The organism is Pseudonocardia humida, from assembly GCF_023898865.1.
In the GTDB taxonomy this organism is placed as follows: Bacteria; Actinomycetota; Actinomycetes; order Mycobacteriales; family Pseudonocardiaceae; genus Pseudonocardia; species Pseudonocardia humida.
The window spans coordinates 49071-75001 of the sequence record NZ_JAGSOV010000082.1; the positions used below are offsets into that span (position 1 = coordinate 49071).

The 25931-nt window shown below is 75.9% G+C and carries 28 protein-coding genes and 1 pseudogene; 16 read left to right on the plus strand and 13 right to left on the minus strand.

Annotated features, from left to right (window positions below):
- Nucleotides 1-21: 21 nt before the first annotated feature.
- A complete protein-coding gene (locus tag KDL28_RS35810; RefSeq protein ID WP_252445876.1) occupies nt 22-1320 on the minus strand; it encodes an amidohydrolase family protein in 1299 nt (432 codons plus the stop codon).
- A 102-nt stretch (nt 1321-1422) separates the two neighbouring features.
- On the opposite strand from KDL28_RS35810, the gene KDL28_RS35815 reads away from it, so the two are divergent.
- Both KDL28_RS35815 and KDL28_RS35820 read left to right on the plus strand, forming a co-directional pair.
- Entirely contained in the window at nt 1423-1968 is a 546-nt protein-coding gene (locus KDL28_RS35815) for a helix-turn-helix domain-containing protein (protein ID WP_252445877.1), read from the plus strand.
- Nucleotides 1961-2566 carry a pyridoxamine 5'-phosphate oxidase family protein gene (locus KDL28_RS35820; RefSeq protein WP_252445879.1) on the plus strand — a complete coding sequence of 202 codons (606 nt, stop codon included), beginning with the start codon at nt 1961-1963 and terminating at the stop codon, nt 2564-2566. Before KDL28_RS35815 ends, KDL28_RS35820 begins: the two co-directional genes overlap by 8 nt.
- A gap of 40 nt (nt 2567-2606) precedes the next feature.
- Here KDL28_RS35820 and KDL28_RS35825 read toward each other — a convergent pair whose 3' ends face one another.
- Nucleotides 2607-3209, minus strand: a complete 603-nt coding sequence (locus KDL28_RS35825) for a TetR/AcrR family transcriptional regulator (RefSeq protein WP_252445882.1) — start codon at nt 3207-3209, stop codon at nt 2607-2609.
- An 88-nt stretch (nt 3210-3297) separates the two neighbouring features.
- Between KDL28_RS35825 and KDL28_RS35830 the strand changes: the two genes are divergently transcribed.
- Nucleotides 3298-4443: a PQQ-dependent sugar dehydrogenase gene (locus tag KDL28_RS35830; RefSeq protein ID WP_252445886.1), complete on the plus strand. Its 1146-nt coding sequence runs from the start codon at nt 3298-3300 to the stop codon at nt 4441-4443.
- Nucleotides 4444-4473: 30 nt separating this feature from the next.
- On the opposite strand, the gene KDL28_RS35835 is transcribed toward KDL28_RS35830, so the two are convergent.
- Together KDL28_RS35835 and KDL28_RS35840 are read right to left on the minus strand one after the other, a co-directional pair.
- Nucleotides 4474-5748 (minus strand): amidohydrolase family protein, encoded by a 1275-nt coding sequence (locus KDL28_RS35835; protein ID WP_252445888.1) that lies wholly within the window; start codon nt 5746-5748, stop codon nt 4474-4476.
- Nucleotides 5749-5779: 31 nt separating this feature from the next.
- Nucleotides 5780-6619 carry an alpha/beta fold hydrolase gene (locus tag KDL28_RS35840; RefSeq protein ID WP_252445890.1) on the minus strand — a complete coding sequence of 280 codons (840 nt, stop codon included), beginning with the start codon at nt 6617-6619 and terminating at the stop codon, nt 5780-5782.
- Nucleotides 6620-6766: 147 nt separating this feature from the next.
- Here KDL28_RS35840 and KDL28_RS35845 point away from each other — a divergent pair, with 147 nt between their 5' ends.
- The 9 genes from KDL28_RS35845 to KDL28_RS35885 all read left to right on the plus strand — a co-directional run bounded on the left by KDL28_RS35845 (nt 6767) and on the right by KDL28_RS35885 (nt 12394).
- Entirely contained in the window at nt 6767-7648 is an 882-nt protein-coding gene (locus KDL28_RS35845) for a manganese catalase (RefSeq protein ID WP_252445892.1), read from the plus strand.
- Nucleotides 7649-7767: 119 nt separating this feature from the next.
- On the plus strand, nt 7768-8208 hold the full coding sequence (locus tag KDL28_RS35850; protein ID WP_252445893.1) for a phage holin family protein: 441 nt from the start codon (nt 7768-7770) through the stop codon (nt 8206-8208).
- Nucleotides 8205-8726 carry a DUF3618 domain-containing protein gene (locus KDL28_RS35855; protein WP_252445895.1) on the plus strand — a complete coding sequence of 174 codons (522 nt, stop codon included), beginning with the start codon at nt 8205-8207 and terminating at the stop codon, nt 8724-8726. Before KDL28_RS35850 ends, KDL28_RS35855 begins: the two co-directional genes overlap by 4 nt.
- Before the next feature lie 75 nt (nt 8727-8801).
- Nucleotides 8802-9755: a TIGR03557 family F420-dependent LLM class oxidoreductase gene (locus tag KDL28_RS35860; RefSeq protein WP_252445897.1), complete on the plus strand. Its 954-nt coding sequence runs from the start codon at nt 8802-8804 to the stop codon at nt 9753-9755.
- Between the two features lie 100 nt (nt 9756-9855).
- Nucleotides 9856-10368, plus strand: coding sequence for a Dps family protein (locus KDL28_RS35865; RefSeq protein WP_252445902.1), 513 nt, complete (start codon nt 9856-9858; stop codon nt 10366-10368).
- A 39-nt stretch (nt 10369-10407) separates the two neighbouring features.
- Nucleotides 10408-11211: a 5'/3'-nucleotidase SurE gene (gene surE, locus KDL28_RS35870; protein WP_252445903.1), complete on the plus strand. Its 804-nt coding sequence runs from the start codon at nt 10408-10410 to the stop codon at nt 11209-11211.
- A 60-nt stretch (nt 11212-11271) separates the two neighbouring features.
- Nucleotides 11272-11475 carry a DUF2795 domain-containing protein gene (locus KDL28_RS35875; RefSeq protein ID WP_252445904.1) on the plus strand — a complete coding sequence of 68 codons (204 nt, stop codon included), beginning with the start codon at nt 11272-11274 and terminating at the stop codon, nt 11473-11475.
- Between the two features lie 102 nt (nt 11476-11577).
- Nucleotides 11578-11757: a hypothetical protein gene (locus KDL28_RS35880; RefSeq protein ID WP_252445905.1), complete on the plus strand. Its 180-nt coding sequence runs from the start codon at nt 11578-11580 to the stop codon at nt 11755-11757.
- A gap of 118 nt (nt 11758-11875) precedes the next feature.
- Nucleotides 11876-12394, plus strand: a complete 519-nt coding sequence (locus tag KDL28_RS35885) for a hypothetical protein (protein WP_252445906.1) — start codon at nt 11876-11878, stop codon at nt 12392-12394.
- 14 nt (nt 12395-12408) lie between these two features.
- Here the strand turns inward: KDL28_RS35885 and KDL28_RS35890 are convergent, their stop codons facing one another.
- The gene (locus tag KDL28_RS35890; protein ID WP_252445907.1) at nt 12409-12825 is read right to left on the minus strand and encodes a DUF6295 family protein; all 417 of its coding nucleotides are present in this window, start codon (nt 12823-12825) and stop codon (nt 12409-12411) included.
- 26 nt (nt 12826-12851) lie between these two features.
- Nucleotides 12852-13592 carry a dienelactone hydrolase family protein gene (locus KDL28_RS35895; protein ID WP_252445908.1) on the minus strand — a complete coding sequence of 247 codons (741 nt, stop codon included), beginning with the start codon at nt 13590-13592 and terminating at the stop codon, nt 12852-12854.
- Between the two features lie 68 nt (nt 13593-13660).
- On the opposite strand from KDL28_RS35895, the gene KDL28_RS35900 reads away from it, so the two are divergent.
- The 4 genes from KDL28_RS35900 to KDL28_RS35915 all read left to right on the plus strand — a co-directional run bounded on the left by KDL28_RS35900 (nt 13661) and on the right by KDL28_RS35915 (nt 17586).
- Nucleotides 13661-14809 (plus strand): malate/lactate/ureidoglycolate dehydrogenase, encoded by a 1149-nt coding sequence (locus KDL28_RS35900; RefSeq protein ID WP_252445909.1) that lies wholly within the window; start codon nt 13661-13663, stop codon nt 14807-14809.
- A gap of 83 nt (nt 14810-14892) precedes the next feature.
- On the plus strand, nt 14893-15249 hold the full coding sequence (locus KDL28_RS35905) for a DUF3618 domain-containing protein (RefSeq protein ID WP_252445910.1): 357 nt from the start codon (nt 14893-14895) through the stop codon (nt 15247-15249).
- Between the two features lie 78 nt (nt 15250-15327).
- Nucleotides 15328-16680 (plus strand): MFS transporter, encoded by a 1353-nt coding sequence (locus KDL28_RS35910; RefSeq protein WP_252445911.1) that lies wholly within the window; start codon nt 15328-15330, stop codon nt 16678-16680.
- Nucleotides 16681-16821: 141 nt separating this feature from the next.
- Complete coding sequence (locus KDL28_RS35915; RefSeq protein ID WP_252445912.1) at nt 16822-17586, plus strand: hypothetical protein; 765 nt, start codon at nt 16822-16824, stop codon at nt 17584-17586.
- Between the two features lie 38 nt (nt 17587-17624).
- Here the strand turns inward: KDL28_RS35915 and KDL28_RS35920 are convergent, their stop codons facing one another.
- From KDL28_RS35920 to KDL28_RS35950, 7 genes and pseudogenes are all read right to left on the minus strand, one after another.
- A complete protein-coding gene (locus KDL28_RS35920) occupies nt 17625-20333 on the minus strand; it encodes a molybdopterin-dependent oxidoreductase (protein WP_252445914.1) in 2709 nt (902 codons plus the stop codon).
- On the minus strand, nt 20330-21118 hold the full coding sequence (locus tag KDL28_RS35925) for an FAD binding domain-containing protein (protein ID WP_252445916.1): 789 nt from the start codon (nt 21116-21118) through the stop codon (nt 20330-20332). The genes KDL28_RS35920 and KDL28_RS35925 overlap by 4 nt, the downstream gene beginning before the upstream one ends.
- A 4-nt stretch (nt 21119-21122) precedes the next feature.
- Nucleotides 21123-21608, minus strand: coding sequence for a nucleoside deaminase (locus KDL28_RS35930; protein ID WP_308216112.1), 486 nt, complete (start codon nt 21606-21608; stop codon nt 21123-21125).
- A gap of 150 nt (nt 21609-21758) precedes the next feature.
- Nucleotides 21759-22202 carry a Zn-ribbon domain-containing OB-fold protein gene (locus tag KDL28_RS35935; RefSeq protein ID WP_252445917.1) on the minus strand — a complete coding sequence of 148 codons (444 nt, stop codon included), beginning with the start codon at nt 22200-22202 and terminating at the stop codon, nt 21759-21761.
- Nucleotides 22199-23374, minus strand: a complete 1176-nt coding sequence (locus KDL28_RS35940) for a thiolase family protein (protein WP_252445918.1) — start codon at nt 23372-23374, stop codon at nt 22199-22201. Before KDL28_RS35940 ends, KDL28_RS35935 begins: the two co-directional genes overlap by 4 nt.
- Nucleotides 23371-25698: a molybdopterin-dependent oxidoreductase gene (locus KDL28_RS35945; RefSeq protein ID WP_252445920.1), complete on the minus strand. Its 2328-nt coding sequence runs from the start codon at nt 25696-25698 to the stop codon at nt 23371-23373. Before KDL28_RS35945 ends, KDL28_RS35940 begins: the two co-directional genes overlap by 4 nt.
- A gap of 30 nt (nt 25699-25728) precedes the next feature.
- A pseudogene (locus KDL28_RS35950) lies at nt 25729-25931 on the minus strand (NADH-quinone oxidoreductase subunit NuoH); the annotation flags it as partial.

The window sequence follows — 25931 nt, forward strand, 5'->3', positions numbered from 1 at the left end:
TGCTGACGCCGGTCAGGGTGATCACCTCGCGAGGGCGGGTCGGGAGCGGTCGGGGACGAGGTCGAGTGCGCGGGCGGTGCGCGTGTCGGCCACCACCCGGCCGCCGTGCAGCACGATGCGGGCGTCGGTGGCCCCGGCGAGCACGTCGCCCGGGTCGACGTCGGGCACGAGCATCAGGTCCGCGCGCTCGCCGGGCGCGGTGCCCGCCGGGGGCAGGCCCATGACGGCCCGGGCCCCGGAGGTCACCGCGGCCAGCGCCTCGGCGCCGCGCAGGTGGCCCGCGGTCATCAGCAGCGACGTCGTCTCGAACGGGTCGGCCCGGCCGACCGGGTTGAACGGGTCGCGCAGGTTGTCGCCGCCCGCGGCCAGCGGCACCCCGGCGTCGAGCAGGGCCCGCACGGCGGTCAGCGCCCGGGGCGCGGCGTGGGTGAGCCCGCGGCCCTGCAGGTACAGGTTGGTGATCGGGAGCGTGACCACGCCCATCCGGGCCGCCGCGACCAGCTCCACCACCCGGTCCAGGCGCTCGGGCGGCAGGACGCCCAGCCGCACGCAGTGGCTGGCGGTGACCCGGCCCGGCGCGTCCATCCCGCGGGCGATGCTCTTCCGGGCCAGGTCGACGACGTCGAGGCCGTCGTCGGGCAGCGTGATGTCGGTCTGCTCGTCGGCGTGCAGGTCGATCGGCAGGCCGTGGCGCTCGGCGACGTCGAGCATGCGGGTGACCTCGTGGTGCGGGTCGGGCGCGAGGTGGGGGCAGCCACCGACGACGTCGATCCCGCGGGCGACGGCCTCGGCGACCACCCCGTCGTCGGCCTCGGACCCGGCCAGCAGGCAGACCTGCAGGTCGACCCGCCCGCGCAGCTGCTCGCGCACGGCGACCAGCGCGTCGACGCCGCGGAAGCGGTCGCCCTCCAGCGGCACGTCGACGTGACTGCGGATGGCGGTGATGCCGCGGGCGACGTACTGCTCGATGGCGGCCATCGCCCGCGCGGCGATGTCGGCGGTGTCGATGCCGGGCAGCATCGAGCGCCACGCCGAGATCGCGGTGAGCAGGTCGTTGCCCGCCGCCGGGTCCATCCGCGAGCCGGTGAGCGCCTTGTCCAGGTGGGCGTGCGGCTCGCACGCCGAGGGCAGCACCCGCCAGCCCCCGGCGTCGAGCGCGGTGCCCTCGCCGGGGGCCGCGGCGGCGACGCTCCCGGCGTCGATCAGCACGTCGCCGACCGCGCCGTCGGGCAGCCGCACGCCGTGCAGCCCGGCCACGACGACGCCGGCGAGGTGCGGGGTGTCCCCCGGCTCGCCGATTCCCAGGCGACTCCCGCTCACATATGCTCCGACCTGCGAAGTATTGACGGCATCAACGTCCGCCCGAAAGCTAGGGAGCACATGTTTCGACCGTGTGACCGTGCACTCGCGGGCGTGTGAAGAATGCCCGACGCCGACCTCGGCCGGGCGATCCGCGCATTGCGCCGCGAACGCGGCATGACGCTGGTGCAGATGGCCGCGGCCGCCGGGCTCTCGCAACCGTTCCTGTCGCAGCTGGAGCTGGGCCGCAGTCGACCGTCGATGCGGTCGCTCTTCCGGATCGCCAGCGCACTCGGCACCACGCAGCAGACGCTACTTGGTCTGGCCGCCGGTGACCCCCCGGAAGAACCGGTGCGCGGGGCCGAGGTCCCGCTGCTGGAGGTCGAGAGCGGGGGCGCGCGGCTGCTGCTGCACGACCCGGACGGCGCGGACGTGACCGAGTTCGTCGGGGTGCCGCCCGAGTACGGCGAGTTCTTCGCCCACGGCCGAAGGGAGCTGCTCTACGTGGCGCACGGACGGATCGAGGTCGAGCTGCGCGAGGACGGCGTGAGCCGGCTCGCGGAGCTGGGACCCCGCGACAGCCTCGGCTACGCCGGCTCGGTGGAGCACCGGTTCCGCCGGCTCGGGGCGGCGACCTGCGTGGTGCTGGTGGTGCACACCGGTGCCTGAGCCGCTCGAACCCGACGCCATGGCCGTGCTGAGCCGGTGGGTGGCCGAGGCGGGCGCGGCCGGCCTGCCGCTGCCCAGCACGATGACCCTGGCCACCACCGGCCCCGACGGCCCGCACGCGCGCACCGTGCTCGTCACCGCCGTCGACGCCGAGTCGGTGCGGTTCCACTCGTCGACCCCGACCGGCAAGACCGTCGACCTCGACGCCGACCCGCGCGCCTCGGGGGTGTTCCACTGGCCAGCGCTCGGGCGGCAGGCGACCCTGACCGGCCGGGCGGCGCAGCTGGACGCGGCGGTCAGCCGGGCGGCCTTCCCGACCCGGCCGCGGCAGCTGCAGCTGGTGGCCTGGGCCTACGAGGAGCTGCTGCCCGGGCTGTCCGGGCCGGTGTACGGGGTGGCGCCGGACGCGGTGCGGGCCGCGTTCGACGCCGCCGCGACCAGGGAGTCCTCCGCCGCCGCCCCGCCGAGCTGGACGACCATCGCCCTCGTGCCGCACCGGCTGGACTTCTGGCAGGCCGGCACCGAGACCACCCCGCCCACGAAGACCCGCTACGACCGCACCCCCACCGGCTGGACCAGCACGCCCGTCCTGCCCTGACCGGCCGGTGGGCCCGGCGGGGTCGAACCGGGGCGCGGCGTCAGGCCCGCGGGACGACGCCGAAGAGGGCGTGGTCGACGAGGGTCGCGGCGTAGGAGGCGTCGAACTCGTTGTCGGGGACGAGCAGCCGCTTGTAGCAAGCGCCCCACAGCAGGTCGATGAACACGTCGAGATCGACGTCGGCGCGCAGCTGCCCCTGCTCCTGCGCCGTGCGCAGCCGCACCCTGGCGAGCTCGCGGCGGGGCTTGGTGTAGTGCTGCGACCAGGCCGCGGCCAGCACCGGGTCGGTCTGGGCGGCGCCGATGAGCTCGGCGACGGGGCGCCCGGCGCCACCCTGCACGAGCAGCCCGACGAACGCCGATACCTGCGCCGTGAGGTCGGCGCGCAGGTCGCCGGTGTCCGGGAAGTCCAGGACCTGCTCGCTGCGCGCGAAGTACGCCTCGGCGGCCAGCGCTCCCGGTGAGGGCCACCACTTGTACAGCGTCATCTTGCTGGAGCCCGCCTCGGCGGCGACCCGCTCGAAGGTCACCGCCCCGAGCCCGTCGCTCATCAGGATCCGGCCGGCGGCGCTGAGCACGCCCGCCCGCACCTCGGCGGCCGGGCGCCGGCCCCGTCCGCGGCGCACCACGGGTGCCTCCGCCATCACCGCCTCCTCGAAATGGACAGAGCGTCCATAAGCTTGCTAGCCTCACAAATGGCCGAACAGTCCATATCTGCGCTGGAGGACCATCATGCCACGCCACCCACACCGGGCTTCGGCGCTGGGCGCCATCGTCGTCGCGGTCCTGGCCCTGACGGCCTGCGCACCGGCCGGACCTGCGGCCGTCGCGCCGGCCGCGGCCTCCGGCGGATCCGCCGCGGGGCCGGTCGCGACGCTCGGCGAACCCACCGAGCTCGTCACCGGCCTCGAGGCTCCCTGGGGGCTGACGTTCCTGCCGGACCGGTCCGCGCTGGTGTCCGAGCGCCTCAGCGGTCAGATCAAGCACGTGCCCGCGGCCGGCGGCGAGGCCCGGCCGGTCGGCGTCGTGCCCGGCGTCGTGCCCAGCAGCGAGGGCGGGCTGCTCGGCATCGTCGCCTCACCCGGCTTCGCCACCGACCGCACCGTCTACGCGTCGGTCTCCGGCGCCACCGAGAACTCGATCGTCGCGCTGCGCATCGCCGAGGACCTCGGCTCGCTCACGCAGCAGCGGGTCCTGCTGAGCGGCATCCAGACCGCCGACCGGCACCACGGCGGGCGCATCGCGCTCGGGCCCGACGGCAACCTCTGGATCGGCACCGGCGACGCCTTCGAGCCGGCGAACGCCGCGGACGGCGCCAGCCTCAACGGCAAGGTCCTGCGCATCCTCCCGGACGGCACGGTGCCCGACGACAACCCGGGCGACAGCCCGATCTACTCGTCCGGGCACCGCAACGTCCAGGGCATCGCCTTCGGGCCGGACGGCACCGCGTACGCGTCCGAGCTGGGCCACCGCACCTGGGACGAGGTCAACGCGCTGCGCGCCGGGCAGGACTACGGCTGGCCGGAGACCGAGGGCGTCGAAGGCGACACGGGGGTGGCCCCGATCCTCACCGTGCATCCCGACGACGCCTCGCCGTCCGGGGTCGCCCACGCCGGCGGCTCGCTCTGGATCGGCGCCCTCGGCGGGCAGCGCCTGTGGCAGCTCCCCGTCGAGGCCGGCGCGGCCGTGGGCGAGGCGGTCGAGCACTACGCGGGCGAGTACGGCCGCATCCGCACGGTGGAGGTCGCACCCGACGGCGCGCTCTGGCTGATGACCTCCAACACCGACCGCGCCACCTGGGGCGGCACCGACGCGCGCCCGGGCGACGACCGGATCCTGCGGGTCGAGGTCCGGCCCGCAGCACCGGCCGACCGGTGAGGACGGGCACCGCGGCCGGCGCCGTGGTGCTCACCCACGGCCGGTGAGCAGGGCCGTCAGGGTCGCGGCGACGTCGCGCTCGTCGCGGTCGACGAGGTGGCCGTCGCGGACGACGACGCGCCCGCCCACGACGACGTGGCGCGGGCGGCGGCCGGGGGCGGCCCAGAGCAGGCCGGCCAGCGGGTCGCCCACCCCGGCGTCGGCGACGCCGGTGACGTCCCAGCAGGCGAGGTCGCCCGCCGAGCCCGGCTCCAGCGAACCCAGCTCCGGGCGGCCCAGCCCGGCCGCTCCCCCGGCGGTCGCCCAGCCCAGCACCTCCCGGGCCGGGACCGGGCGCCCGACCAGCGGGGCCACCTGCATCGCGAGGCGGGCGTCGGCGAGCAGGTGGCCGGCGTCGTTGCTGCCCCCGCCGCTGGTGCCCAGCCCCACGGCCACCCCGGCGTCGGCCAGCGCGGCCATCGGCGCGACGCCCCAGCCCATCGGCAGGTCGCAGCCCGGCGCGTGGGTGGCGCTCACCCCCGCCGCGGCCACCCGGTCGCGCTCGGCGTCGGTGATCGCGCACAGGTGGGCGAGGGTGACGTCGGGGGCCAACCAGCCCCACTCGTCGAGCAGCTCCAGCGGTCGCCGCCCGTAGCGCCGCGCGGCGACCTCGACGTCGACCTGCTCGTTGGCCTGGGTGCGCCGGCGCAGGCCGTGCCGCGCGGCCACCTCGCCCAGCAGCGCGAACGTCTCCGGGGCGTCGCTGTGCACGCCGGCCGGCCCGACCGCCACCTGCACCATCGGGTCGCCGGCCAGCGCGGTGGCGACGGCGTCGGCCGAGGCCGCGGCGGACTGGGGATCGTCGCGGGCACTGCCGCGCACGAACACCAGCCGCGCCCCCAGCCCACCCGCCGCCGCGGCCACGGCACGGACGATCCCGACCCCGTCGCCGGTCGACTCCGGCCAGGTCAGGTGGTGGTCGGCGACGGTGGTGACCCCGCACAGCAGCGCCTCGGCCAGCCCCGCCTCCGCCGCGGCGTTGGCGAGCTCGTCGTCCACGCCGACCGCCGCGTAGGCCGCGGCCATCCGCGGCAGCCACTCGCGCATCGGCACCCCGCGGGTGCCCGGCAGCGTCCGGAAGGCCGTCTGCAGCAGGTGGTGGTGGGCGTTGACCAGGCCGGGGGTGACCACGCACCCGGAGGCGTCGAGCACCCCACCGGCCACCGGACCGTCGACGACGAGCCCGTCGGCCCCCACCGCGACCTCGGCGCCGGGCCGCTCCGCCGTCCCGGTCCACACCAGCTCGGCCCCGCGCACCGTCAGCACCGGCGAGTTCTAGCACGCGCCCCGGGAGGGCTCAGCCGATGAACCCGGTGACGGTGCGCACGAACCGGGCGGGGTCGTCGAGCCACGGGAAGTGCCCGGCGCCCGGCTGCACGACGAGCTCGGCGCGCGGGAGCAGGGCCGCGACCTCGGCGGCGACGGCGGGCGGCAGCGCCACGTCGTACTCGCCGGCCAGCAGCAGGACCGGCGCGTCGAGGGCGCGCAGGGCGTCGCGGGTGGCGGCGGGGTCGGGCGCGCCGGGCGCGTAGTACGCCGCGGCCGCCTCGGCGTTCTTCTGGGCGTCGCCCGCGGCGGCGTGGGCGCGCGCCGCGGCGTCCCACCGCCCGTAGGTGAACGGGGCGATGGCGGCCCAGTCGCCCTGCTCCGCTCCGCCGCGCTGGATCCGGCGCAGCGCCGCCGCCGCCGCGGGGTACCAGGGCTCGTCCCGGCGCAGCCCGGCCACGTCGCGGCGCGCGGCGTCGGGCACCGCCACGCCGACGGCCAGCGGGCTCGGCGCGACCAGCACCAGCCGCTCGACCCGCCGCGGGTGACGCGCCGCGTAGCCCAGCGCCAGGCTCGCCCCGGCGGAGTGGGCCAGCAGGTCGAGCCCCTCCAGGCCCAGGTGCGCGCGCAGCGCGTCCACGTCGTCGACCTGACGGTCGTAGCGGTAGGAGGCGGCGTCCGCCGGGCGCGCCGAGGCACCGGTGCCGCGCAGGTCGAGCAGGACGAGCTCGCGGTGAGCCGGTAGCCCGCCCAGCTCGCCGAGGTAGACCGCGGCCTGCATGGGTCCACCGGGCACGCAGACGAGCGGGCGGCCGGCGCCGATGCGGCCGCAGGCCAAGGCGGTGCCGTCCGCGGCGGTGAAGGTCGTCACCGGCCGGAGGTTAACGCTCCGCATTCGCCACCATCGCCATTCCGCCGTTCGTCGTAATCATTGATCGGGGTCCGCGCGCGCGTTTGTGGCCGGGACACCGGGGCACGTCCCGTGCGTCAACGCCCCCAACCGACGACGAGGAGCACCGTGTTCTTCCACCGCCAGGAACTCCAGTTCAAGTCCACACCGGACAAGCCCGACGCCGTCTACGCCCGCAAGCTCCAGGAGGTGCTCGGGGGCCAGTACGGCGAGATCAGCGTCGCGATGCAGTACATGTTCCAGGGCTGGAACATGCACACCCCCGGCAAGTACCGCGACCTCGTCTTCGGCATCGCCTCTGAGGAGATCGGCCACGTCGAGATGCTGGCCACGATGATCGCCCAGCTGCTGGAGAAGTCGCCGCTGGGCATCACCGAGGACGCCGTGCAGGACGACCCGACGGTCGCCGCGATCGTCGGCGGCACCGACGTCCAGCACGCCATCGTCGCCGGCGCGGGCGCCCGCCCGGTGGACAGCAACGGCAACCCGTGGCAGGGCAGCTACATCACCGCCAGCGGCAACCTGCTGGCCGACTTCACCGCCAACGCCAACGCCGAGATGCAGGGCCGCGTCCAGGTGGCCCGGCTCTACCACATGACCGACGACCACGGCGTGCGCGACCTGCTGTCGTTCCTGCTCGCCCGCGACACCATGCACCAGAACATGTGGCTGGCCGCGGCCGCGGAACTGCAGGAGGAGGGCGCCGAGAAGCTGCCGACGCCCAGCAACTTCCCGCAGAACAAGGAGTTCACCGAGGTCAGCTACCAGTACCTCAACTTCAGCGACGGCGCGCACGCCGGCGACGGCCGCTGGGCCAAGGGACCGAGCCCGGACGGCAAGGGCGAGTTCACCTACCACGACGGCCCGACCACGTCGGCGCCGATGCCCCCGCCCACGCACCCGGACAGCCGCCTCTACGGCACCACCGAGCTGCCCAACACCGTGGAGAAGGTGGCCGGGCTGGCCCAGGACAAGCTCAACCGCGAGTAGTCCGCACGGATGATCGGCCGGGGCTCGGCCCGCCCGCTGGACGGGTGGGCCGGGCCCCGGCCGTTCGACCGAACGCGTGGTGGCGGCATGACAGCGCGTGCACCGGGTAATCCCGCGCCATGAGCTCACCGCACCCCGTCGAGAGCCCACCCGAGGAGCTCTCGACCTCCGACCTCGTCCGCCGACTCACCGAGCAGACCCGCACCCTCGTGACCGACGAGGTCGCGTTGGCCAAGGCGGAGATGACCGCCAAGGCCAAGACGATGGGCGTGGGCGCCGGGCTCGCCGGCGCCGGCACGGTACTCGCCCTCGGCGGCGGCCTCACGCTGATCGCCGCGGCCGTGGCCGCGCTCGCCCTGGTGCTGCCGGTCTGGGCCGCCGCGCTGATCGTCGGCGTGGTGCTGGTCGCCGTGGGCGGCGTGCTGGCGCTGGTGGCCAAGAACCGCTTCCAGGCCGCCACCCCGCCGGTGCCCGAGCAGGCGATCGCCAGCACCAAGCGCGACGTCGAGACCGTCAAGGCCGCCGCGCACGGCGGCCCGAACAACGGGGTGACCGCATGACCGACACGAACTCCGCGGCCACCCCGGAGGCCGCCGAGCTGCGGGCCCGGATCGCCGAGGAGCGCGCCGAGCTGGGCGACACCGCCGCCGAGCTCGCCGCCCGGCTGGACGTGCCGGCCAGGGCCAAGGCCAGCCGGGAGCAGGCCGTCGAGCAGGCCAAGGCCACCGTCGAGCAGGCCAAGGCGAAGGTCGCCGGTGTCATCGGCGACGCCAAGGTCAAGGCGGCGCCCGTCGTCGAGCAGGTCCGCACGAAGACCGCACCCGCGGTGGCGCAGGTCCGCACGCGGACCGCACCCGCCGTGGCGCAGGTCCGCACCAAGGCCGCCCCCGCCGTCGAGCAGGCCAAGCTCAAGGCCGGTCCGGCCGTCGAGCAGGCCAGGGCGAAGGCCGGCACCGCGCTGGAGGAGGTGCGCGCCGCCGCCCAGGACGAGGAGCGCCGCTCCAAGCTGCTGGCCGCGGCGATCGGTGGCGTCGTGCTCGGCTTCCTGGTCATGCGCAGGCGGCGCCGCAACCGCTGATCCGACCGGGTCGACCGGGCGGTGCGGCCCGGTCGACCGACGGTTGGCGCGATCCCGCCCGGGTACCGGCAGGACATGGCGAGCATCGGCTACTTCCTGTCCTGCGAGCAGTACGGCCCCAAGGAGCTGGTCGCCCAGGCCCGCGCGGCGGAGCGCGCGGGCTTCGAGCGGCTGTGGATCTCCGACCACTTCCACCCGTGGAACGACGAGCAGGGGCAGAGCCCGTTCGTCTGGTCGGTGATCGGCGCGCTGTCCGAGGCCGTCTCGATCCCCGTCACCACCGCGGTCACCTGCCCCACCATGCGCATCCACCCGGCCGTCATCGCCCAGGCCGCCGCGACGGCGGCCGTGCAGCTCGACGGCCGGTTCGTGCTGGGCGTCGGGTCCGGCGAGGCGCTCAACGAGCACATCCTCGCCGACCCCTGGCCCTCGGTCGGGCAGCGCCTGGCCATGCTGGAGGAGGCCGTGGAGGTCATCCGGCTCCTGCACCGCGGCGAGGTTGTCAGCCACCACGGCGAGTTCTACGAGGTGCAGGAGGCCCGGATCTACACCCGGCCGGAGCAGCCGGTGCCGATCTACGTCTCCGGCTTCGGGCCGCAGGCCACCGAGCTGGCCGGGCGCATCGGCGACGGCTACTGCACCGTCAGCCCGGACGCCGAGCTGGTCCGCACGTTCCGCGACTCCGGCGGCGGCTCCAAGCCGGTCCAGGCCGGCATGAAGGTCAGCTGGGACCCCGACCGCGAGCGCGCCATCGACGCCGCCCACCGGCTGTGGGCCAACGACCTGCTGCCCGGCCAGCTCGCCCAGACCCTGCCCCGGCCGCAGGACTTCGCCGACGCCATGACGCTGGTCCCCCGCGACGCCGTCACCGAGGCGATCGTCTGCGGCGACGACCCGAAGGCCCACGTCGAGCAGGTCCGCGCCTACCTGGAGGCGGGCGTCGACGAGGTGTACGTCCAGCAGGTCGGCCCCGACCACGAGGGCTTCTTCCGCGGCTGGGCCGAGCAGGTGCTGCCCGAGCTGCGCTGAGCTGTTCCGCCCGTCACGTCGGCGCGCCCCGCGGATGACCGTGCATCCGCGGGGCGTTGATCAGGGGGAAGAGACGAGACGACGGAAAGAGGAGAGCACCGTGGCACAGCCCATCACCAGCCCGCTCGGCGACCAGGAGCGCGACATCACCGCGGCCGCCCTGCAGGCGACCCTGGTCGACCTCGTCGACCTCTCGCTGGTGGCCAAGCAGGCGCACTGGAACCTCGTCGGACGCCAGTTCCACGACATCCACCTGCACCTCGACGAGCTGGTCGAGACCGCCCGCACGTACTCCGACAAGGTCGCCGAGCGGCTGGCCGCGATCGGCGTCTCCCCGGACGGGCGCGCCCGCACCGTGTCCGCGGCCTCGGGGGTGCCGGAGTTCGCCGGCGGCTGGGTGAGCGACCGCGACGCCGTCCGGCAGGTCTTCGAGTCCGTCGACGTGGTGGCGCGCCGCGTGCGCCCGCGCATCGAGGACACCGAGAAGGCCGACCTGGTCAGCCAGGACCTGCTCATCGCGCTGACCGCCGACCTGGAGGAGGCCCGCTGGATGTGGCAGGCGCAGAACGCCGGTTACCAGCAGGCCGACCCGGCCGACCCGAAGTCGGCCTGAGCCGGTAGTTACCGCCCCCGAAACGGGGTATACGCCCGGGTGCCCGAGCGTTCCCGCACCCGTGCCCTGATCACCAACGACGACGGGATCGGCTCCCCCGGACTGGTGGCGCTGGCCGCCGCCGCCCGGGAGGCCGGTCTCGACGTCGTCGTCGCCGCGCCCGACCGCGAGTACTCCGGCGCGGCCGCGTCCATCACCGCCGTCCAGGAGGACGGGCGCACCCTCGTCGAGCGGGTGACGCTCGACGAGCTGCCCGACGTCGAGGCCTACGCCGTGCGCGCCGCGCCGGCCCACATCGTGGTGCTGGCCCTGCACGGCTGGCTCGACCCCGTTCCCGACCTGGTGCTCTCGGGCATCAACCGGGGCGCCAACGTCGGGCGCGCGGTGCTGCACTCGGGCACCGTCGGGGCCGCGCTCACCGCGGGCCTGCTCGAGCACCGCGGACTGGCCGTGTCGTTGAACGTGCCGCTGAACCCCTCGCGCGACCCGCACTGGGACACCGCGGCCGCCCACGTGCCCGGGGTGCTCGGCCTGCTCATGGACAGCCCGGAGAGCACCACCCTCTCGCTGAACGTGCCCGATCTGCCCGCCGACGAGGTGCTCGGGCTGCGCGAGGCGTCGCTGGCCCAGCGCGGCATCGTGCAGAGCCTCGTCGACGAGATCGGCGACGCCGGGGTCAAGCTCCGCGAGGTGGAGACCGGCGACGACGAGGACGACGCCGACTGCGACCGCGCCCTGCTGGCCCGCGGCCACGCCACGCTGACCGCCCTGCAGAGCCTGCGCGAGGACCGCGCGCTGGGGCTGGCCGAGCGGCTCCGGTCGGCCACCCCCGTCGCGCGCTGAGCCACCGGATCGGTGCGGCGTTCCGCGCGTGGCGGCCCATCCCACGGGTACGCGGCGCCCATGGCATTCCAGGTGACCGAAGTGCAGAAGGCCCTCAAGGGCGCGGACTACCCGATGGACGGCGACGAGCTCGCCGCGCTGGCGAAGGACAACGGCGCACCCGACGACCTCGTGGGGGCCCTGCGCGGGCTGCCCGAGGTGGAGGGCCCGAACGGTGTCATGAAGCACCTGTCCGGGCAGCTGGGGGGATCGACCGGCGACTGACGGGCGCGCGACCCGGCGGCGGTCCGCGGCGTACCGTGTCGCGGGCCGCCGGCCGGGGTAGGCAGTGGTGCAAGATCGACCGGCCCGACCCGAGGAGCACCCATGAGCAGCGCCGAACGCCCCGAGGCCGACGTCGCCGAGCAGTCGCGCGACGTCGTCGAGGACGAGCAGACGATCGACCGGGGCGTGGAGGTCGATCCGGACGCGCCGCTCGCGGACGTCCTGGAGCAGCGGCAGGACGCCGGCTTCCCCGACGAGGACGAGGCGCCGCACGCGGGCTGATGCGCCCGCGCCGGACCCACCGGCCCGATCCGACCGCGCCGCCGCCCGCCGATCGCGCGGTTGGATCCGGCCGCCCCCGGCAACTCTGCGCTGTCGGGGCTCGGGGACGGAGAGTGACGTGCGGCGATACCTGCGGGATCCCATCGTGCTGGTCAGCGGGGCGGTCGTGGCGATCGGCCTGCTCATCGCGCTGCTCTGGGGAGCGAGCACCCCCGATTCGGCGCGGGAGTCGGCCGAGGACCGCGAGACGGTGGTCGTGACCGCGCCCCCCGAGCCCGCCGACCGCGACGCCGCCGACGACCCGGCGGGCCCGCTGGACCTGCAGGAGGTCAGCGACCTCAGCGACGTCGTCGGGCGCTCGGTCGTCGCCGAGGCGACCGACGTGCAGGGCGTGCCCGGCGACGAGGGCTTCTGGGTCGACGCCGGCGGCGAGTCGGCGTGGGTCCAGCTCTCGACCGCTGGCGAGAGCCCCTACGAGATCCGCGGCGGCCAGCGCGTCCGCTTCGTGGGCGAGGTCGTGGCGCACGGCCCCGACTTCGCCCAACGACCCGAGTTCTCCGAGGTCGACGCGGAGGCGCTGGTCGAGGCCGGGGCGCACATCGAGGTCGACATCGCCGACCTGACCATCGTCGACTGAGCGGGCACGGGGGGCTATGTGGTGCTGGGGCCGCCGGCCGGGCGCGCCGCAGGCCGGTCGTTCCACGACCCCGTCCGGGATCGGGTGCTCGAGCCCGCGGGCACGGCGGCACGGCGTACCTCCGCCAGCGCGGCCTGCCGCGCGACCCGGCCGGCCGTCTCCTCGGGCAGCCCGGTGATCGCCGTGGGCACCGAGGCCAGCGCCGCGTGGATCGCGTCGACCAGGGCGAGCGCCGACTCCGCGGTCAGCTCCAGCGCGACCCGGTCGCCCGGGCCGCGCGCCGGGTCGACGAGGTCGATGTTGAGCGCGTGATCGGCGCGGGCGTGCACGGGGTGGTCGTAGTAGACCGTCGCCCGGGTCACCGGGACCCAGCCCGACCGGCCCTTCGCGCTGCCCTCGACGGCGGTCTGCTCGGTGTTGTAGGTGCACATGGCGAGCCCTTCGGGATCGGGTCGGGTCAGGACAGGTGCCGGCCGAAGAAGGCGCGCACCTTCTCCCAGCCGTCCACCGCGGCGGCCTGGCGGTAGGCGGGCCGGTCGGTGGAGAAGAACCCGTGCCCGGCGTCGGGGTAGCTGTGGAACTCGTGCTCCTTGCCGTGGCGGGTGAGCAGCTCGTCGAGCTCGGCGACCTCCTCGGGGGTGGGGTTGCGGTCCTCGTCGCCGAACAGGCCCAGCACCGGGCAGCGCAGGTCGACCAGCGCGTCACCGATCGGGTCCCAGTCGATGCCGATCGCCGACGGCGGCGAGCTGAGCACGAACGCGCCGTAGCAGTCGACCGCGGCGTCGATCGGCAGCCGGCAGCCGGCCAGCAGCGACTGCCGCCCACCGGAGCAGTAGCCGATGGTGGCGACCCTGCCGTTGGCCGAGCCCAGGCCGCGCAGGTGCTCGACCGCGGCCCCGACGTCGCCGAGCATGCGCTCGTCGGGCACCCCGCCCGCGGCCCGGGAGGCGGCCGCCGCGTCGTCCGGGTCGGCGCCGGGCGCGTCGCGGTGGTGCAGGTTGGGGCAGATGGCCGCGTAGCCCCACGCCGCGAACCGGCGGGTGATCTCCTTGGTGCCGGCGTCCCAGCCGGGCATGTGGTGGATCACCACGACCCCTCCCGTCGGAGGGCCGTCGATCGGGTGAGCCAGGTACGCGTCGATCGCGTCGCCGCCCGCCCCGGTGATCGTGATCAGTCCCGCCCGCAGCGCGTCGCGCACCCCGGCACCTCCCGCATCCCGACCGCAGCACCGGCCCCACGGCCGGTGTGGATCGCCATACTGGCACCGTGGCGGGCAACGGGGCGGGCGGCGCGGCGGCGGGCGGGGCGGACGGGGCGGGCGAGACCGCGGGCGAGGTCGAGGTGGTCCCGGTCGACCTGCTGACCGCGACGGTCCGCGACGTCTTCGCCGCGGCCGGCTGCGACGCGACCGAGGCGCGACGCGTCGCCGCCGACCTGGTCGGGGCCAACCTCACCGGGCACGACAGCCACGGCGTGGTGCGCGTGCCGCTCTACGTGCAGTGGCTGCGCGCCGGCCACGTGCACGCCGGGCGCTCGGCCCGGGTGGTCACCGACGGCGGCGCCTTCGTGGTGCTCGACGGCGACGCCGGCCTCGGCCAGACGGTCGCCGCGGAGGCCGTGGCGATGGGCGTCGAGCGGGCGAGGGCGCAGGGCTCGTGCATCGTCGCGCTGCGCAACGCCGGGCACATCGGTCGGGTCGGGGGCTACGTCGAGACCGCGTTGTCCGCCGGGCTGATCTCGCTGCACTTCGTCAACGTGGCCCGCTCGGCGCTGGTGGCCCCGTTCGGCGCGGTCGAGCGCCGCTTCTCCACGGCGCCGGTGGCGATCGGCGTACCGCTGCCCGGGCGCCCCCTCGTGCTCGACTTCGCCACGTCGCTGGTGGCCGAGGGCAAGGTCCAGGTGGCCTCGCACGGCGGCAAGCCCCTCCCGCCCGACGCGCTCATCAGCGCCGACGGCGAGCGCTCCGGCGACCCCCGCGTGCTCTACGGCGACTACGCCGAGACCGACCTGCGCTCGGCGGCCAACGGCACCGGCGCGATCCGGGCCTTCGGCGAGCACAAGGGCTCCGGGCTCGCGCTGGTGGTCGAGCTGCTGGCCGGGGCGTTCACCGGGGGCGGGTGCGCCGGGCCGCCCGGGGGGCCGCCCGGCATCGCGAACGGGATGCTCTCGGTCTACCTGTCGCCCGAGCACTTCGGAACGCGCGAGGAGTTCGAGCGGATCGGCCGCGAGTACCTGGACTGGGTGCTGTCGGCGCGGCCCGCGGACGCCGCCGAGCCGGTGCTCGCCCCCGGCGACCCGGAGGCCCGCACCCGGGCCGCCCGCACCGCGGGCGGCGTGCCGCTCTCGGCGGGCACCTGGGCCGCCCTCCGGCGCACCGCGGCCGAGCTCGGGGTCGCGGTGGCCGCGGCCGGGTAGTTCGCACGTCCCCCGGCACGGTTTCGGACGCCGCGCCGGGGTCATCCCGCCAGTGCGGCGGAGCCGGAGGAGAGGCGGAGCGGATGAGCACCCAGGGATCGGACCGCGGGACCGGGCGCGGGCGGGGCGACGTCGTCCCGCTCGACCCGCAGCGGCCCTACGTCGACGGCAGCGCGGCCACCCCCGAGCAGCTGCGCGCCGAGGTCGGCCGGCTGACCGAGGAGCACGTCGAACGCGTCGAGGAGGCCCGCGACGACCTCGCCGCCACCCTGGCCGAGCTGTCGACCCGCCTCGACCCGCGCCCCCGCGTGCAGGAGCTCGGGCAGCGGGCGGTGGCCGCGGTCACCCGGCCCGCGGTGCTCGGCTCGGCCGGGGCGCTCGCGGCGCTCGTCGTGCTGCGGCGCCGCCGGCGCGCACGCGCCACCGATCAGCTCGGCTGAGTCGGCGAGGAGCGGGTACTTCGGGCGCACCCCGGCGCCCCCACGGCGCCGGTCCGCCGTGGAAGGGACTCCGAGCCGATGACCGCCGACGCCGAGCAGGACAGTCCCGACGATCGGTCCGGGCCGCGCCGGGAGCGCGAACGCGGTGTCCTGCGCCGCATGACGCTGGCCACCGCGTGGGGCGAGGGCCTCGACGGCTACGACCTGGGCGTGCTCAGCGTGGTGCTGCCGCTGATCACCGTCGAGCTGGGCCTGTCCCCGCTGTGGGCCGGGCTCATCGGGGCCTCCGCGCTGCTCGGGATCTTCATCGGCGGCCCGGTGGTCGGCTGGCTGACCGACCGGTTCGGCCGGCGCAACCTGTTCCTGATCGACATCGGCGCGTTCGTGGTGCTCGGCCTGCTGCAGGGGGTGGTGGACGAGCCGTGGCAGCTGTTCGTCGTGCGCCTCCTGCTGGGCGTGGCGATCGGCGCCGAGTACGCGATCGGCGCGGCGATGCTGGCCGAGCTGGCGCCCTCGCGGGGGCGCGGTCGACGGCTGTCGAAGCTGCTGGTCTCCTGGTACGTCGGGTTCCTGGTGTCGGTGGTGCTGGCCTACCTGCTGGTCGACCTGGCCGGGCTGAGCTGGCGCTGGGTGCTGGTCACCGGGGCGGTGCCGGCGCTGGTGGTGCTGCTGCTGCGGATCGGGCTGCCGGAGTCGCCGCGCTGGCTGATCCAGCGCGGCCGGGTCGAGGAGGCCCGCGAGATCGTGCACCGGTTCCTCGGTGCCGACCACTTCCGCACCGAGGAGTACGAGCACGAGGAGCGGGGCGCGGGCTGGCGCCGGCTGTTCTCCCCCGAGCTGCGCTCGCGCACGCTGTTCGTCTGCGTGTTCTGGTCGTGCAACGTCGCGCCGTACTTCGCCATCTTCACCTTCGCCCCGCAGGTGTTCACCTCGCTGCAGCTCTCCGACGAGCGGGCCAGCACCATCGCGGTCAACGCGCTGGCCGCGCTGGGCGCGCTGGTCGGCATGCTGACCATCGAGCACGTCGGGCGCCGCCGGCAGCTGATCATCCCGTTCTGGGTCATGGCGGTGACGCTGGCCCTCGTGGGCGTGTGGGGCGAGGCACCGGCCGCGGTGCTGGTCGTCAGCCTGGCCGTGTTCGCCTTCTTCAACGCCCTGCAGGGCAACCTGACCGCGGTCTACCCGATCGAGGTCTTCCCCACCGACGTGCGCTCCAGCGGCGTCGGGATCGGCACCGCGGCCAGCCGGATCGGCGCGGCCCTCGGCACGTTCCTGCTGCCCGTGGGCCTGGACACGATCGGCGTCGGCGCGTGCATGCTGATCGGGGCGGCGCTGTGCGTGGTCGGCGGGGTCGTCTCGCAGCGGCTGGCCCCGGAGACCACGGGCCGCACGCTCACCCGCACCGGCGCGGTGTCGGTGACCGCGGCCTGAGCCCGTGGGCACCGAGCGGTTCCGCTGGGGCCTCGACCGCGTCCTGGCGGTGCACGGCGACGGCGGCCGACCGCCCGCATGCGGGGGCGCGGCATGGGTACCTCCGCCGCGCCCACCAGGACCCGACGCGGAGGTGCCCCCGTGCCGCTGACCGAACGCCGTACCCTCGCCGAGATCACCGGCGGGGACGGGCGGCCCGACGCCGCGAGCGATCTCGGCTACGCCCGCTTCGACCACGACTACCCGACCGACCTGCTCGACGCCGTCCTCGCCAGGGGCCGGGAGCTGCGCGCGGCGGCCGGGACGGACCGGCCGCGCTTCCTCGGGCTCGACCACCTGCGCCGGGTGCAGGACTCCATCGCCGAGGTCGCCGAGCTCGTGCACGACGAGAAGCGCCTGCACCACCTCAGCGAGCTGGCCGGCGTGGAGCTGGAGCCCTACCCGATCCGCACCTCCTGCTCGGGGATCAACTTCTACCGGCCCGGGCAGCGGCCGATCGAGTTCCACCGCGACGGGCCCGCGTTCGTCGAGCTGGTCCCGCTGCACGTCGACGGCGCCCAGCAGGGCGGCAGCACCGTGGTCTTCCGCGGCCCGCCCGACGTCGGGCGCCGGCGCCTGCGGGCCGGTGAGGAGTTCGGGCCCGACGAGCTGCTGCGGATCCCGCAGCGGGCGGGCGCCAGCGTGCTGCTGCAGGGCCGGATGCTGTTCCACAGCGCCGAGACGCTCACCGACGGGCACCGGGTGACGCTGGTGCTGTCGCTGCGCTCGGCCGCCGAGCCCTGGAAGGACTCCAACACCCTGGGCCGGCTGCTCAACGACGACGCCCCCGAGGACGTCGAGGACGACTGGCGCCGCGACGTCGAGACCCGCCGGCTGCCCGCGCTGCGCGAGCACCTGCTGTCCTGACCCCCGCCCTGCTCAGCGGTCGTGAGCGGGGATCACGGTCAGGGCCGTGATCCCCGTTCACGACCGCCGGAGGCGAGGCGCCACACGCGGTCGGCGGTCAGCGGCAGGGAGTGCGGGCGCACGCCGATCGCGTCCCGCACGGCGTTGGCGACGGCGGGGGCGACCGGGTTGTAGGGCGCCTCGCTCATCGACTTGGCGCCGAACGGGCCGAGCGCGTCGCTGGTCGCGGCCAGCAGCACGGCGGTGCGCGGCACGTCGGCGAACTGCGGCAGGTGGTAGTTGCGCAGCACGTCGGTGGTGACGGCGCCGTGCTCGTCGACCAGCAGCTCCTCGAACAGCGCGGTGCCCATGGCCTGGGCCACGCCGCCCTCGATCTGGCCGCGCAGCTGCTCGGGGTTGAGCACGACGCCGGCGTCGGCGGCGTGCACCGAGCGCAGGAACCGGATCTCCCCCGTCCCGACGTGCACCGCGACCCGGACGGCGTGCACGTTGAAGGCGACCGAGCGCGGGGTGCCGTCGTGCGTGGCCTGCGCGGTGAGCCCGTCCGGCCCGGCCAGGTCGGTCAGCGGGACGAACCCGTCGCCCACCTGGACGCCCAGCGGCCCGAGCACCCCGGGCGCGCGCTCGAGGATCCGCTCGCGCAGGGCCAGCGCCGCGGCGTGCACGGCCTTGCCGGCGACCACGCTGCCGGCCGAGCCGAAGGCCCCGGTGTCGTAGCCGACGGCGTCGGTGTCGGACTGCCACAGCCGCACCCGGTCGGGTTCGGTGGCCAGCACCGTGGCCGCCAGCTGGACGTGCACGGTGCTGGTGCCGTTGCCGAACTCCGCGGTGCCGACCCGCACGGTGTAGCGGCCGTCGGGCTCCAGCGTCACCGCGGCCTCGGCCAGGTGACCGCGCGGCGGCACGGTGGCGATCATGGCCGCGGCCATGCCCTCCCCCACCCGCCACTCCGCGCCCTGCGGCACGGGCACGTCGTCGCCGGCCCGGACGGCGTCGCGGGCCAGGTCGAGGCACTGGTCCAGGCCGTAGGAACCGTAGGTGAGGTCGTCGTCGGGGTCGGGCTCGTGCGCGGCGACGATCGGGTCGCCCGGGACGACGACGTTGCGGGCGCGCAGCTCGAACGGGTCGACGCCGAGCCGGCGGGCCAGCTCGTCCAGTGCGCACTCGATGCCGAAGATGACCTGGCCCAGGCCGTAGCCGCGGAACGCGCCGGAGGGCACGTTGTTGGTGTAGGCGGCGCGGGCGTCGACCCGCTTGTTCGGGCACCGGTAGAGCCCGACCGACTCGTGGCAGCCGTGGAAGAGCACCCCCACCGAGTGGTTGCCGTAGGCGCCGGCGTCGGCGAGGACGTCGACGGCCAGCGCGGTGAGCACGCCGTCGGCGGTGGCGCCGACCCGCACGCCCACCCGCATGGGGTGGCGGCAGGGCAGCGCGGCCAGCGACTCGGTGCGGGTGATCTCCCACTGCACCGGCCGGCGCAGGCGCAGCACGGCCAGCGCCACCAGGTCCTCGGTGAGCATCTCCTGCTTGCCGCCGAACCCGCCGCCGACCCGGGCGGTGAGCACCCGCAGCCGGCTCGCCGGCAGCTCCAGCAGCCGGCACAGCTCCCGCCGGACCAGGAACGGCACCTGGGTGCTGGTGCGCACGACGAGCCGGTCGGTCCCGTCGAGCCAGGCCACGGTGCCGTGGGTCTCCAGCTGGCCGTGCGAGACCCGCTGGGTGGTCCAGGTGCCCTCGACCACGGCGGCGGCCCCGGCCAGGCCGCGCTCGACGTCGCCGACCTCGCCGTGCAGCTCGGCGACCAGGTTGGTGGCCGGGTCGGCGATCCCGGCGGCGCGGTCCTTGTCGCCGTGCAGCACCGGGGCGCCGGGGGCCAGCGCCGCGGCCGGGTCGAGCACCGCGGCCAGCACCTCCCAGTCCACGACGATCGCCCGGCAGGCCGCCTCGGCCTCGCCGACGGAGTCGGCGACCACCGCGGCGACCCGCTGCCCGACGTGGCGCACGACGGGGTCGAGCATGAGCGTGTCGTCCGGGTCGTCCCGCCGGTTCTCGTGGCGCCCGGTCGAGTAGTGCGTCGACGGCACGTCGTGGTGGGTGAGCACCAGCCGCACACCGGGCATCGCCCGCGCCGCCGCGGTGTCGATGGCCCGGACGCGGGCGTGCGCGTGCGGGCTGCGCAGCACCGCGAGGTGCAGCACGCCGGGTGGCGGCTCGTCGAGGGTGTAGGGCTCGCGGCCGGTGACCACCCGGACGCCGGCGGGCGCCGGCAGCGACCGGCCCGGGGCGACCCCGTCCTTCTCGGTGTTGACCTCCCCGCCGAGCGCGTCGGCGATGGCCCGGTAGCCGGTGCACCGGCAGAGGTTGCCCTTGAGCAGGTGGGCGAGGTCGGCGCCGTCGGGACCCGCGGTGTCGAGGGCGGTGTCGAGGGCGGCCGCCGTGACCACGAACCCGGCCGTGCAGAACCCGCACTGGAACCCGCCGGCGTCGGCGAACCGGCGCTGCACCGGGTGCAGGTCGTCGGGCGTGCCCAGGCCGGCGGCCGTGGTCACCGCGCGCCCCTCGGCGCGCACCGCCGGGTAGACGCACGAGTGCACGGGCGTGCCGTCGACCAGGACGCTGCACGCCCCGCAGTCGCCGGAGTCGCATCCCTTCTTCACCGCGGTGTGCCCCTGCTCCCGCACGAACGTGCGCAGGCACTGGCCGGGGCGGGGGTCGCGGTCCGCGGGCCGCCCGTCGATCTCGATCATGCCAGCTCGTCCACGACCTCGGCGGCCAGCCGGCCGGTGACGTGCGCGCGCCAATCCGGGGCGCCGTGCGGGTCGGCGTACCAGCGGTCGACGCCGGCCAGCGCGGCGCGCAGCGCGGCCCCGGTGGGCGGGGCGGGGAAGGTGAACCGGAACGGGCGCTCGGTGGCCGCGGTGACGGTCAGCACCAGCCCGCCGTCGGGGTCGCGCCGCCCGATCACCACCGACCCGGACCGGCCCTGCGCGGTGAGCGCGGCCCGACCGAACGCGGTGCGCGCGGACGACGCCGCGGCCGGCAGCCGCACCGAGCGCAGCACCTCGCCGGGGCGCAGGTCGGTCGTGCGCACGCCGGTGACGAACCGGGCCACCGGGACCCGGCGCTGCGCGCCGCCCGGCCCCCACAGCAGCGCCTCCCCGTCCAGGGCGGCGCACAGCGAGGTCATCGGCCCGGCCGGCAGCGCGAGGCAGATGTTGCCGCCCACGGTGGCGGTGTGCCAGATCTTGAACGAGCCGGCCAGCGCCCGGCAGCAGCGGCCGAACAGCGCGGGCCCGGCCGCGGCCAGCTCGGCCAGCGTGCAGGTGGCCGAGATCGTGAGCGCGCCGTCGGGCTCGCGCGTCAGCGCCGGCCAGCCCAGGCCGGTCAGGTCGACCAGGGCCGCCAGCCCCGGCTGGGGCTCGGAGAACAGCCAGGTGCCGCCGCCGAGCGCGGCGGCACCGGGGCCGAGCAGGGCGTCCAGCTCGCCGCGGCGGACCGGGCGGTGCAGGACGCGCACGGTGTGCAGGTCCATGCGGTCAGTACGCCACCTTGTCGGCCTTGCCCAGCCAGGCGTCGAACGGGGCGACGGCACCGTCGAGCGCGACGGCGTCGACCCTGGTGTCCCAGGTGGCCCGGTCGCGCCCGAACAGCTCGTAGAAGGCCAGGTCGTCGAACCCGCCGCGGGCCGCGTCGTACCGGTCGGCGGCGTAGACCACGCGGTCGAGCCGGGCCCACAGCGCCGAGGCCATGCACAGCGGGCAGGGCTCACACGAGGCGTAGAGCGTGGCGCCGCCGAGGGAGAACTCGCCCAGGCTCGCGCAGGCGGCGCGGATCGCCACCACCTCGGCGTGCGCGGTGGGGTCGTTGTCGCGGGTGACCCGGTTCTGCCCCTCGGCGAGCAGCGCGCCGTCGACCACCACGACGGCCCCGAAGGGACCACCGCCCTCGGCGACGTTGCGGACGGCCAGGTCGACCGCGGCGGCGAGCCAGGCTCGGTCGGCGCGCGGATCGGTGTCGGGCACGGGGACTCCTCGGCGGTGCGGTTTCCCGGCCAGGATGCCCGACCGAGCGTGATCCGGGCGCGACGACGCGGCCGAACCGGGTTCCGACGATGCAATCCCCCCGAACGGGCATGGGCAACGGCTCAACGCAGTCGTTGCACGCTGTTCACCTCAGGCGGGCGCGAAGACCGGCAGGGTCTCCCCGGGCCCGTCCGGCGGGCCGGACGGCACGAACCGGACCCGTAGGGGCTGCCCCGCGGCCAGCGCCCCCGGGTCGGCGTCCACGAGCCGCACGGTCAGCCACGGCCCCTCGGCCAGCTCGACCACGGCGCAGACGTAGGGCACCGCACCGGCCAGCCAGGGCAGCGGCGCCTGGTGCACGACCGCCCAGCTGACCAGGGTGGCCCGCCCGGACGCGACGACCGGGGCGAGGTCGGCCGACCCGGTGCGCGCCTCGGCGTCGTCCTGGGGCCCGAGCAGCCGCCCGTCGCCTGCCCGGCGCAGGAGGAGCTCGCCGCGGGCGGCGGCGTCGAAGAACCCGGCGCCGGCCGCGTCGCGCTCGACCCGCGGGAACGCGCCCACCGCTGCGGGCGACGAGCCCGCGTCCCCGCTCACGACGCCGCCTTCGCGTGCGGGCTGAGCACCAGCGTCGAGTGGTGCTCGAGGAGCCCGCCGTTGCCGCTGACCAGCACCACGTCGTTGCGCGGGGCCTGGCGGGCGCCGCCGTCGCCGCGGGCCTGGATCACCGCCTCGGACAGCGGCGTGAACCCCCACATGTAGTACGACGACAGCTGGCCGCCCCCGGTGTTGCAGGCCAGCTCCCCGCCCGGGGCCAACCGGCCGTCGCGCACGAACTCCCCGCCCTCGCCCTTGGCGCAGAACCCGTAATCCTCCAGGGTGACCAGGACCGTGTAGGTGTAGCAGTCGTACAGCTCGCAGACGTCCACGTCGTCGACCCCCACGCCGGCCATCCGCAGCGCCGCCGGGCCCGATCGCGCCGCCGGCGTCACCACGCCCCACTCCGAGCCCGCGTGCATCCGCCGCGGCGCGTGCGCCTGCCCGTGGCCCCACACGTGCACGGCCGGGCGGGCCAGGTCCGCGGCCCGCTCCGCCGCCGTGACCACCACCGCCACCGCCCCGTTGCTGACCACGCAGCAGTCCAGCAGGTGCAGAGGGTCGGCGATCCAGCGCGACGCCTGGTGGTCGGCCACCGTGATCGGCTCCCGGAACTGCGCGAGCGGGTTGCCCGCCGCCCACGCCCGCTGCGCCACCGCCACCTCGGCCAGCTGCTCCGACGTCGTGCCGAACCGCTCCATGTGCCGGCGCGCGCACATCGCGTAGAAGATGTTGGGGTTGGTCGCCCCGGAGGCCAGCGACCACCCCGCGGTGCCGCGCAGGGTCTGCGCCACGCTGCGCGACGTGCCGTAGGCGGCGCCCGCGCTGCTGCGCGGCGTGAGCGGGTTGTCGGCGAACACGCAGGCCACCGCGCTCGCGGTGCCGGCCGCGATCGCCTGAGCGGCCTGGGCGACCAGCACCCCCGCGGTGGCGCCGAACGAGTTGACCTGGGCCAGCAGGCCCAGCTCGGTGAGCCCGAGCGAACCGGCCAGGGTGATCCCCACGCTCTGCGTCACCCCGGAGCTGGCCAGCAGCCCGTCGAGGTCGGACAGCTCCAACCCGGCGTCGCCGACCGCCGCGCGCACCGCCTCGGCGGCCAGCGAGGTGCCCGAGCGGTCGTAGACCTTGCCCATGGCTGTCAGCCCGAGCCCGACGATCGCCGCGCCGGTCATCGACCGGCCTCCCGCGGCTCGACCGCGGGCGGGTCGTGGGCGGTCACCGGGGGCAGCGCGGCGTCCCAGCGCTCCAACTGGACGGCGGTGTGCTGGCCGGTGCACCCCTGGGCCAGCGCCGAGCTGCCGACGTCGCGGGTGAGCACGTTCGGGTTGCCGTGCACGCAGAACGGGACCTGCGCGGCGGGGTCCGCGCCGGGGTCCGCCGGGTCGAACCAGGCCCCGGTCGGGAGCTGGACGACGCCGGGCATCACGTCGTCGGTGACCCGGGCGCCGGCCAGGCAGGCGCCCCGGTCGTTGAACAGCCGCACGACCTCGCCGTCGGCGACGCCGCGGGCCGCGGCGTCGTCCGGGTGGATCCGCACGACCTCCCGGCCGGCGACCTTCGCCGCCGCGCTGTGCGCGCCGTAGTCGAGCTGCGAGTGCAGCCGGGTGGCGGGCTGGTTGGCCACCAGCCACAGGGGGTGGCGCTCGTCGGGGGCGTCGGTGGGGGCGAAGTACGCGGGGTGGCCCGGGCAGTCGGGGTAGCCGAAGCCGGCCACGGTGGCGGAGCCGATCTCGATCCGGCCGCTGGGCGTGGGCAGCCGCGTGCGGTCCGGGTCGGCGCGGAACGCGGCCAGCAGGCCGCCGTCGTCCGCGCGCAGCGGCAGCTCCACCTCACCCGCCGCCCAGAACTCGTCGAACGACGGCGCGGGCAGGCCCTGCCTGTCCAGCCCGGCGCGGGTGCGCTCGTAGAGGTGCGCCAGCCAGGCCCGCACGTCGCGGCCCTCGGTGAACTCCCGACCCGCGCCGAGCCGCTCGGCCAGCCCGGTGAAGATGGCGAAGTCGTCGCGCGCCGCGCCCGGCGGGTCGACCAGCCGGTGCATCGCCGACATGATCGGGTCCAGCGAGGTGGCGCCGATGTCGTCGCGCTCGATGGTCATCGTGGAGGGCAGCACGACGTCGGCGTGCTTGGCCGTGGCCGTCCACGCCGGCTCGTGCACCACGAACGTGTCCAGTCTGCCGAGCGCCCGGCGCAGCCGGCCGAGGTCCTGGTGGTGGTGGAACGGGTTGCCCCCGATCCAGTACGCCAGCCGGACGTGCGGGTAGCGCAGGCGCCGCCCGTCGTGGTCGAACTCCTCGCCGGGGTGCAGCAGCATGTCGGCGATCCGGGCCACCGGGATGAACTCACGCACGCCGTTGCGGCCCTGGGGCAGCGGCGACACCGGCACCGCGACCTTGCGGCGCCCGTAGTAGGCGATCGAGCCCAGCCCGTAGCAGAACCCGCCGCCGGGCAGGCCGACCTGCCCGAGCGCCGCGGCCAGCGCCAGCCCGGCCCAGACCGGCTGCTCCCCGAACTCGGCGCGCTGCAGCGACTGGGCCACCGTGACCAGCGTGCGCCCGGTCGCGGCGCGGCGGGCCAGCGCGACGACCTCCCCCGCGGGCACCCCGGTGATCCCGCTCGCCCACTCCGCGTCGCGGACGGTGCCGTCGGCCTTGCCGAGCAGGTACTCCTCCAGCGCCTCCCAGCCCACGCAGTAGCGCTCCAGGAACGCCGTGTCGTGCAGGCCCTCGACGACCAGGGTGTGCAGCAGCCCGAGCATGAGCGCCGTGTCGCTGCCCGGGGGCACGACCGCCCACTGCGCGTCGGCCTCCGGCGGCAGGTCCGAGCGCAGCGGCCCGACCAGCACGAACCGGGTGCCGCGGCGGGCCGCCGCGGCCATCGCGGCCCGCTCGACGTGGGTGCTCACCCCGCCGGCCGCCACCGCCGAGTTCTTGATCGCCATGCCGCCGAAGGCCAGCACGGTGTCGGTGTGCGCGCCGATCTGCTCCCAGGTGACCGTGGCCTTGGAGACCGGGCCGGAGGGCCCCAGCACGTGCGGCAGGATCGTCTCCGCGGCGGCCCCGCTGTAGGTGCCGACCGATCCGACGTAGCCGCCCACGGCGGTGTTGAGGAACCGGTGCAGCTGGCTCTGCGCGTGGTGGAACCGCCCGGCGCTGGCCCAACCGTAGGAGCCGCCGTAGATCCCCTGCGGGCCGTGGGCGTCGCGCACCCGGCGCAGCTCGCCGGCGAGCCGGTCGAGCACTTCATCCCAGCCGACCTCGATGAACGCGTCGCGGCCGCGGCGGTCGGTCGGCCCCGGACCGTCCTGCCACCAGCCGCGGCGCACGGTCGGGCGCAGCACCCGGGCGCGGTGGCCGACCGCGGAGGGGATGTTGCGCAGCAGCGCCGACGGGTCGGGGTCGCCCGGGCGCGGGCGCACCCGCAGGGCGCCGCTGCCGTCGACCTCCCCGCGGAACATCCCCCAGTGCGAGCTGTGCGTCCGCTCCGGCGAGGCGCTCACTCCGCGGACCGCGCGCGCTGCAGCATCCGGTCAGCCTGACTCGCGCGAACCCGCCCTGTCCAGGGCACCGTGACGGGCCCGACGCACCGGCCGCGGGGGCACCACCAGGTCGAGCGGGGGCACCGGGAAATCAGAGGCCAGCTCGATCGTCTGCTCCCTGGCCCGGCGCTCCGGCACCAGGAACGCGATCACCAACACCGCCACCAGCACGATCCCCACCGTCACCAGCAGCG

Excerpts from the sequence above, each read along its gene's own strand:
- KDL28_RS35815 (WP_252445877.1), top strand. The coding sequence starts at position 1,423 with ATGCCCGACGCCGACCTCGGCCGGGCGATCCGCGCATTGCGCCGCGAA.
- KDL28_RS35920 (WP_252445914.1), bottom strand. The coding sequence starts at position 20,333 with ATGATCGAGATCGACGGGCGGCCCGCGGACCGCGACCCCCGCCCCGGC.
- KDL28_RS35880 (WP_252445905.1), top strand. The coding sequence starts at position 11,578 with ATGAGCAGCGCCGAACGCCCCGAGGCCGACGTCGCCGAGCAGTCGCGC.
- KDL28_RS35910 (WP_252445911.1), top strand. The coding sequence starts at position 15,328 with ATGACCGCCGACGCCGAGCAGGACAGTCCCGACGATCGGTCCGGGCCG.
- KDL28_RS35855 (WP_252445895.1), top strand. The coding sequence starts at position 8,205 with ATGACCGACACGAACTCCGCGGCCACCCCGGAGGCCGCCGAGCTGCGG.
- KDL28_RS35830 (WP_252445886.1), top strand. The coding sequence starts at position 3,298 with ATGCCACGCCACCCACACCGGGCTTCGGCGCTGGGCGCCATCGTCGTC.
- KDL28_RS35860 (WP_252445897.1), top strand. The coding sequence starts at position 8,802 with ATGGCGAGCATCGGCTACTTCCTGTCCTGCGAGCAGTACGGCCCCAAG.
- KDL28_RS35940 (WP_252445918.1), bottom strand. The coding sequence starts at position 23,374 with ATGACCGGCGCGGCGATCGTCGGGCTCGGGCTGACAGCCATGGGCAAG.
- KDL28_RS35825 (WP_252445882.1), bottom strand. The coding sequence starts at position 3,209 with ATGGCGGAGGCACCCGTGGTGCGCCGCGGACGGGGCCGGCGCCCGGCC.
- KDL28_RS35905 (WP_252445910.1), top strand. The coding sequence starts at position 14,893 with ATGAGCACCCAGGGATCGGACCGCGGGACCGGGCGCGGGCGGGGCGAC.
- KDL28_RS35890 (WP_252445907.1), bottom strand. The coding sequence starts at position 12,825 with ATGTGCACCTACAACACCGAGCAGACCGCCGTCGAGGGCAGCGCGAAG.
- KDL28_RS35875 (WP_252445904.1), top strand. The coding sequence starts at position 11,272 with ATGGCATTCCAGGTGACCGAAGTGCAGAAGGCCCTCAAGGGCGCGGAC.
- KDL28_RS35850 (WP_252445893.1), top strand. The coding sequence starts at position 7,768 with ATGAGCTCACCGCACCCCGTCGAGAGCCCACCCGAGGAGCTCTCGACC.
- KDL28_RS35925 (WP_252445916.1), bottom strand. The coding sequence starts at position 21,118 with ATGGACCTGCACACCGTGCGCGTCCTGCACCGCCCGGTCCGCCGCGGC.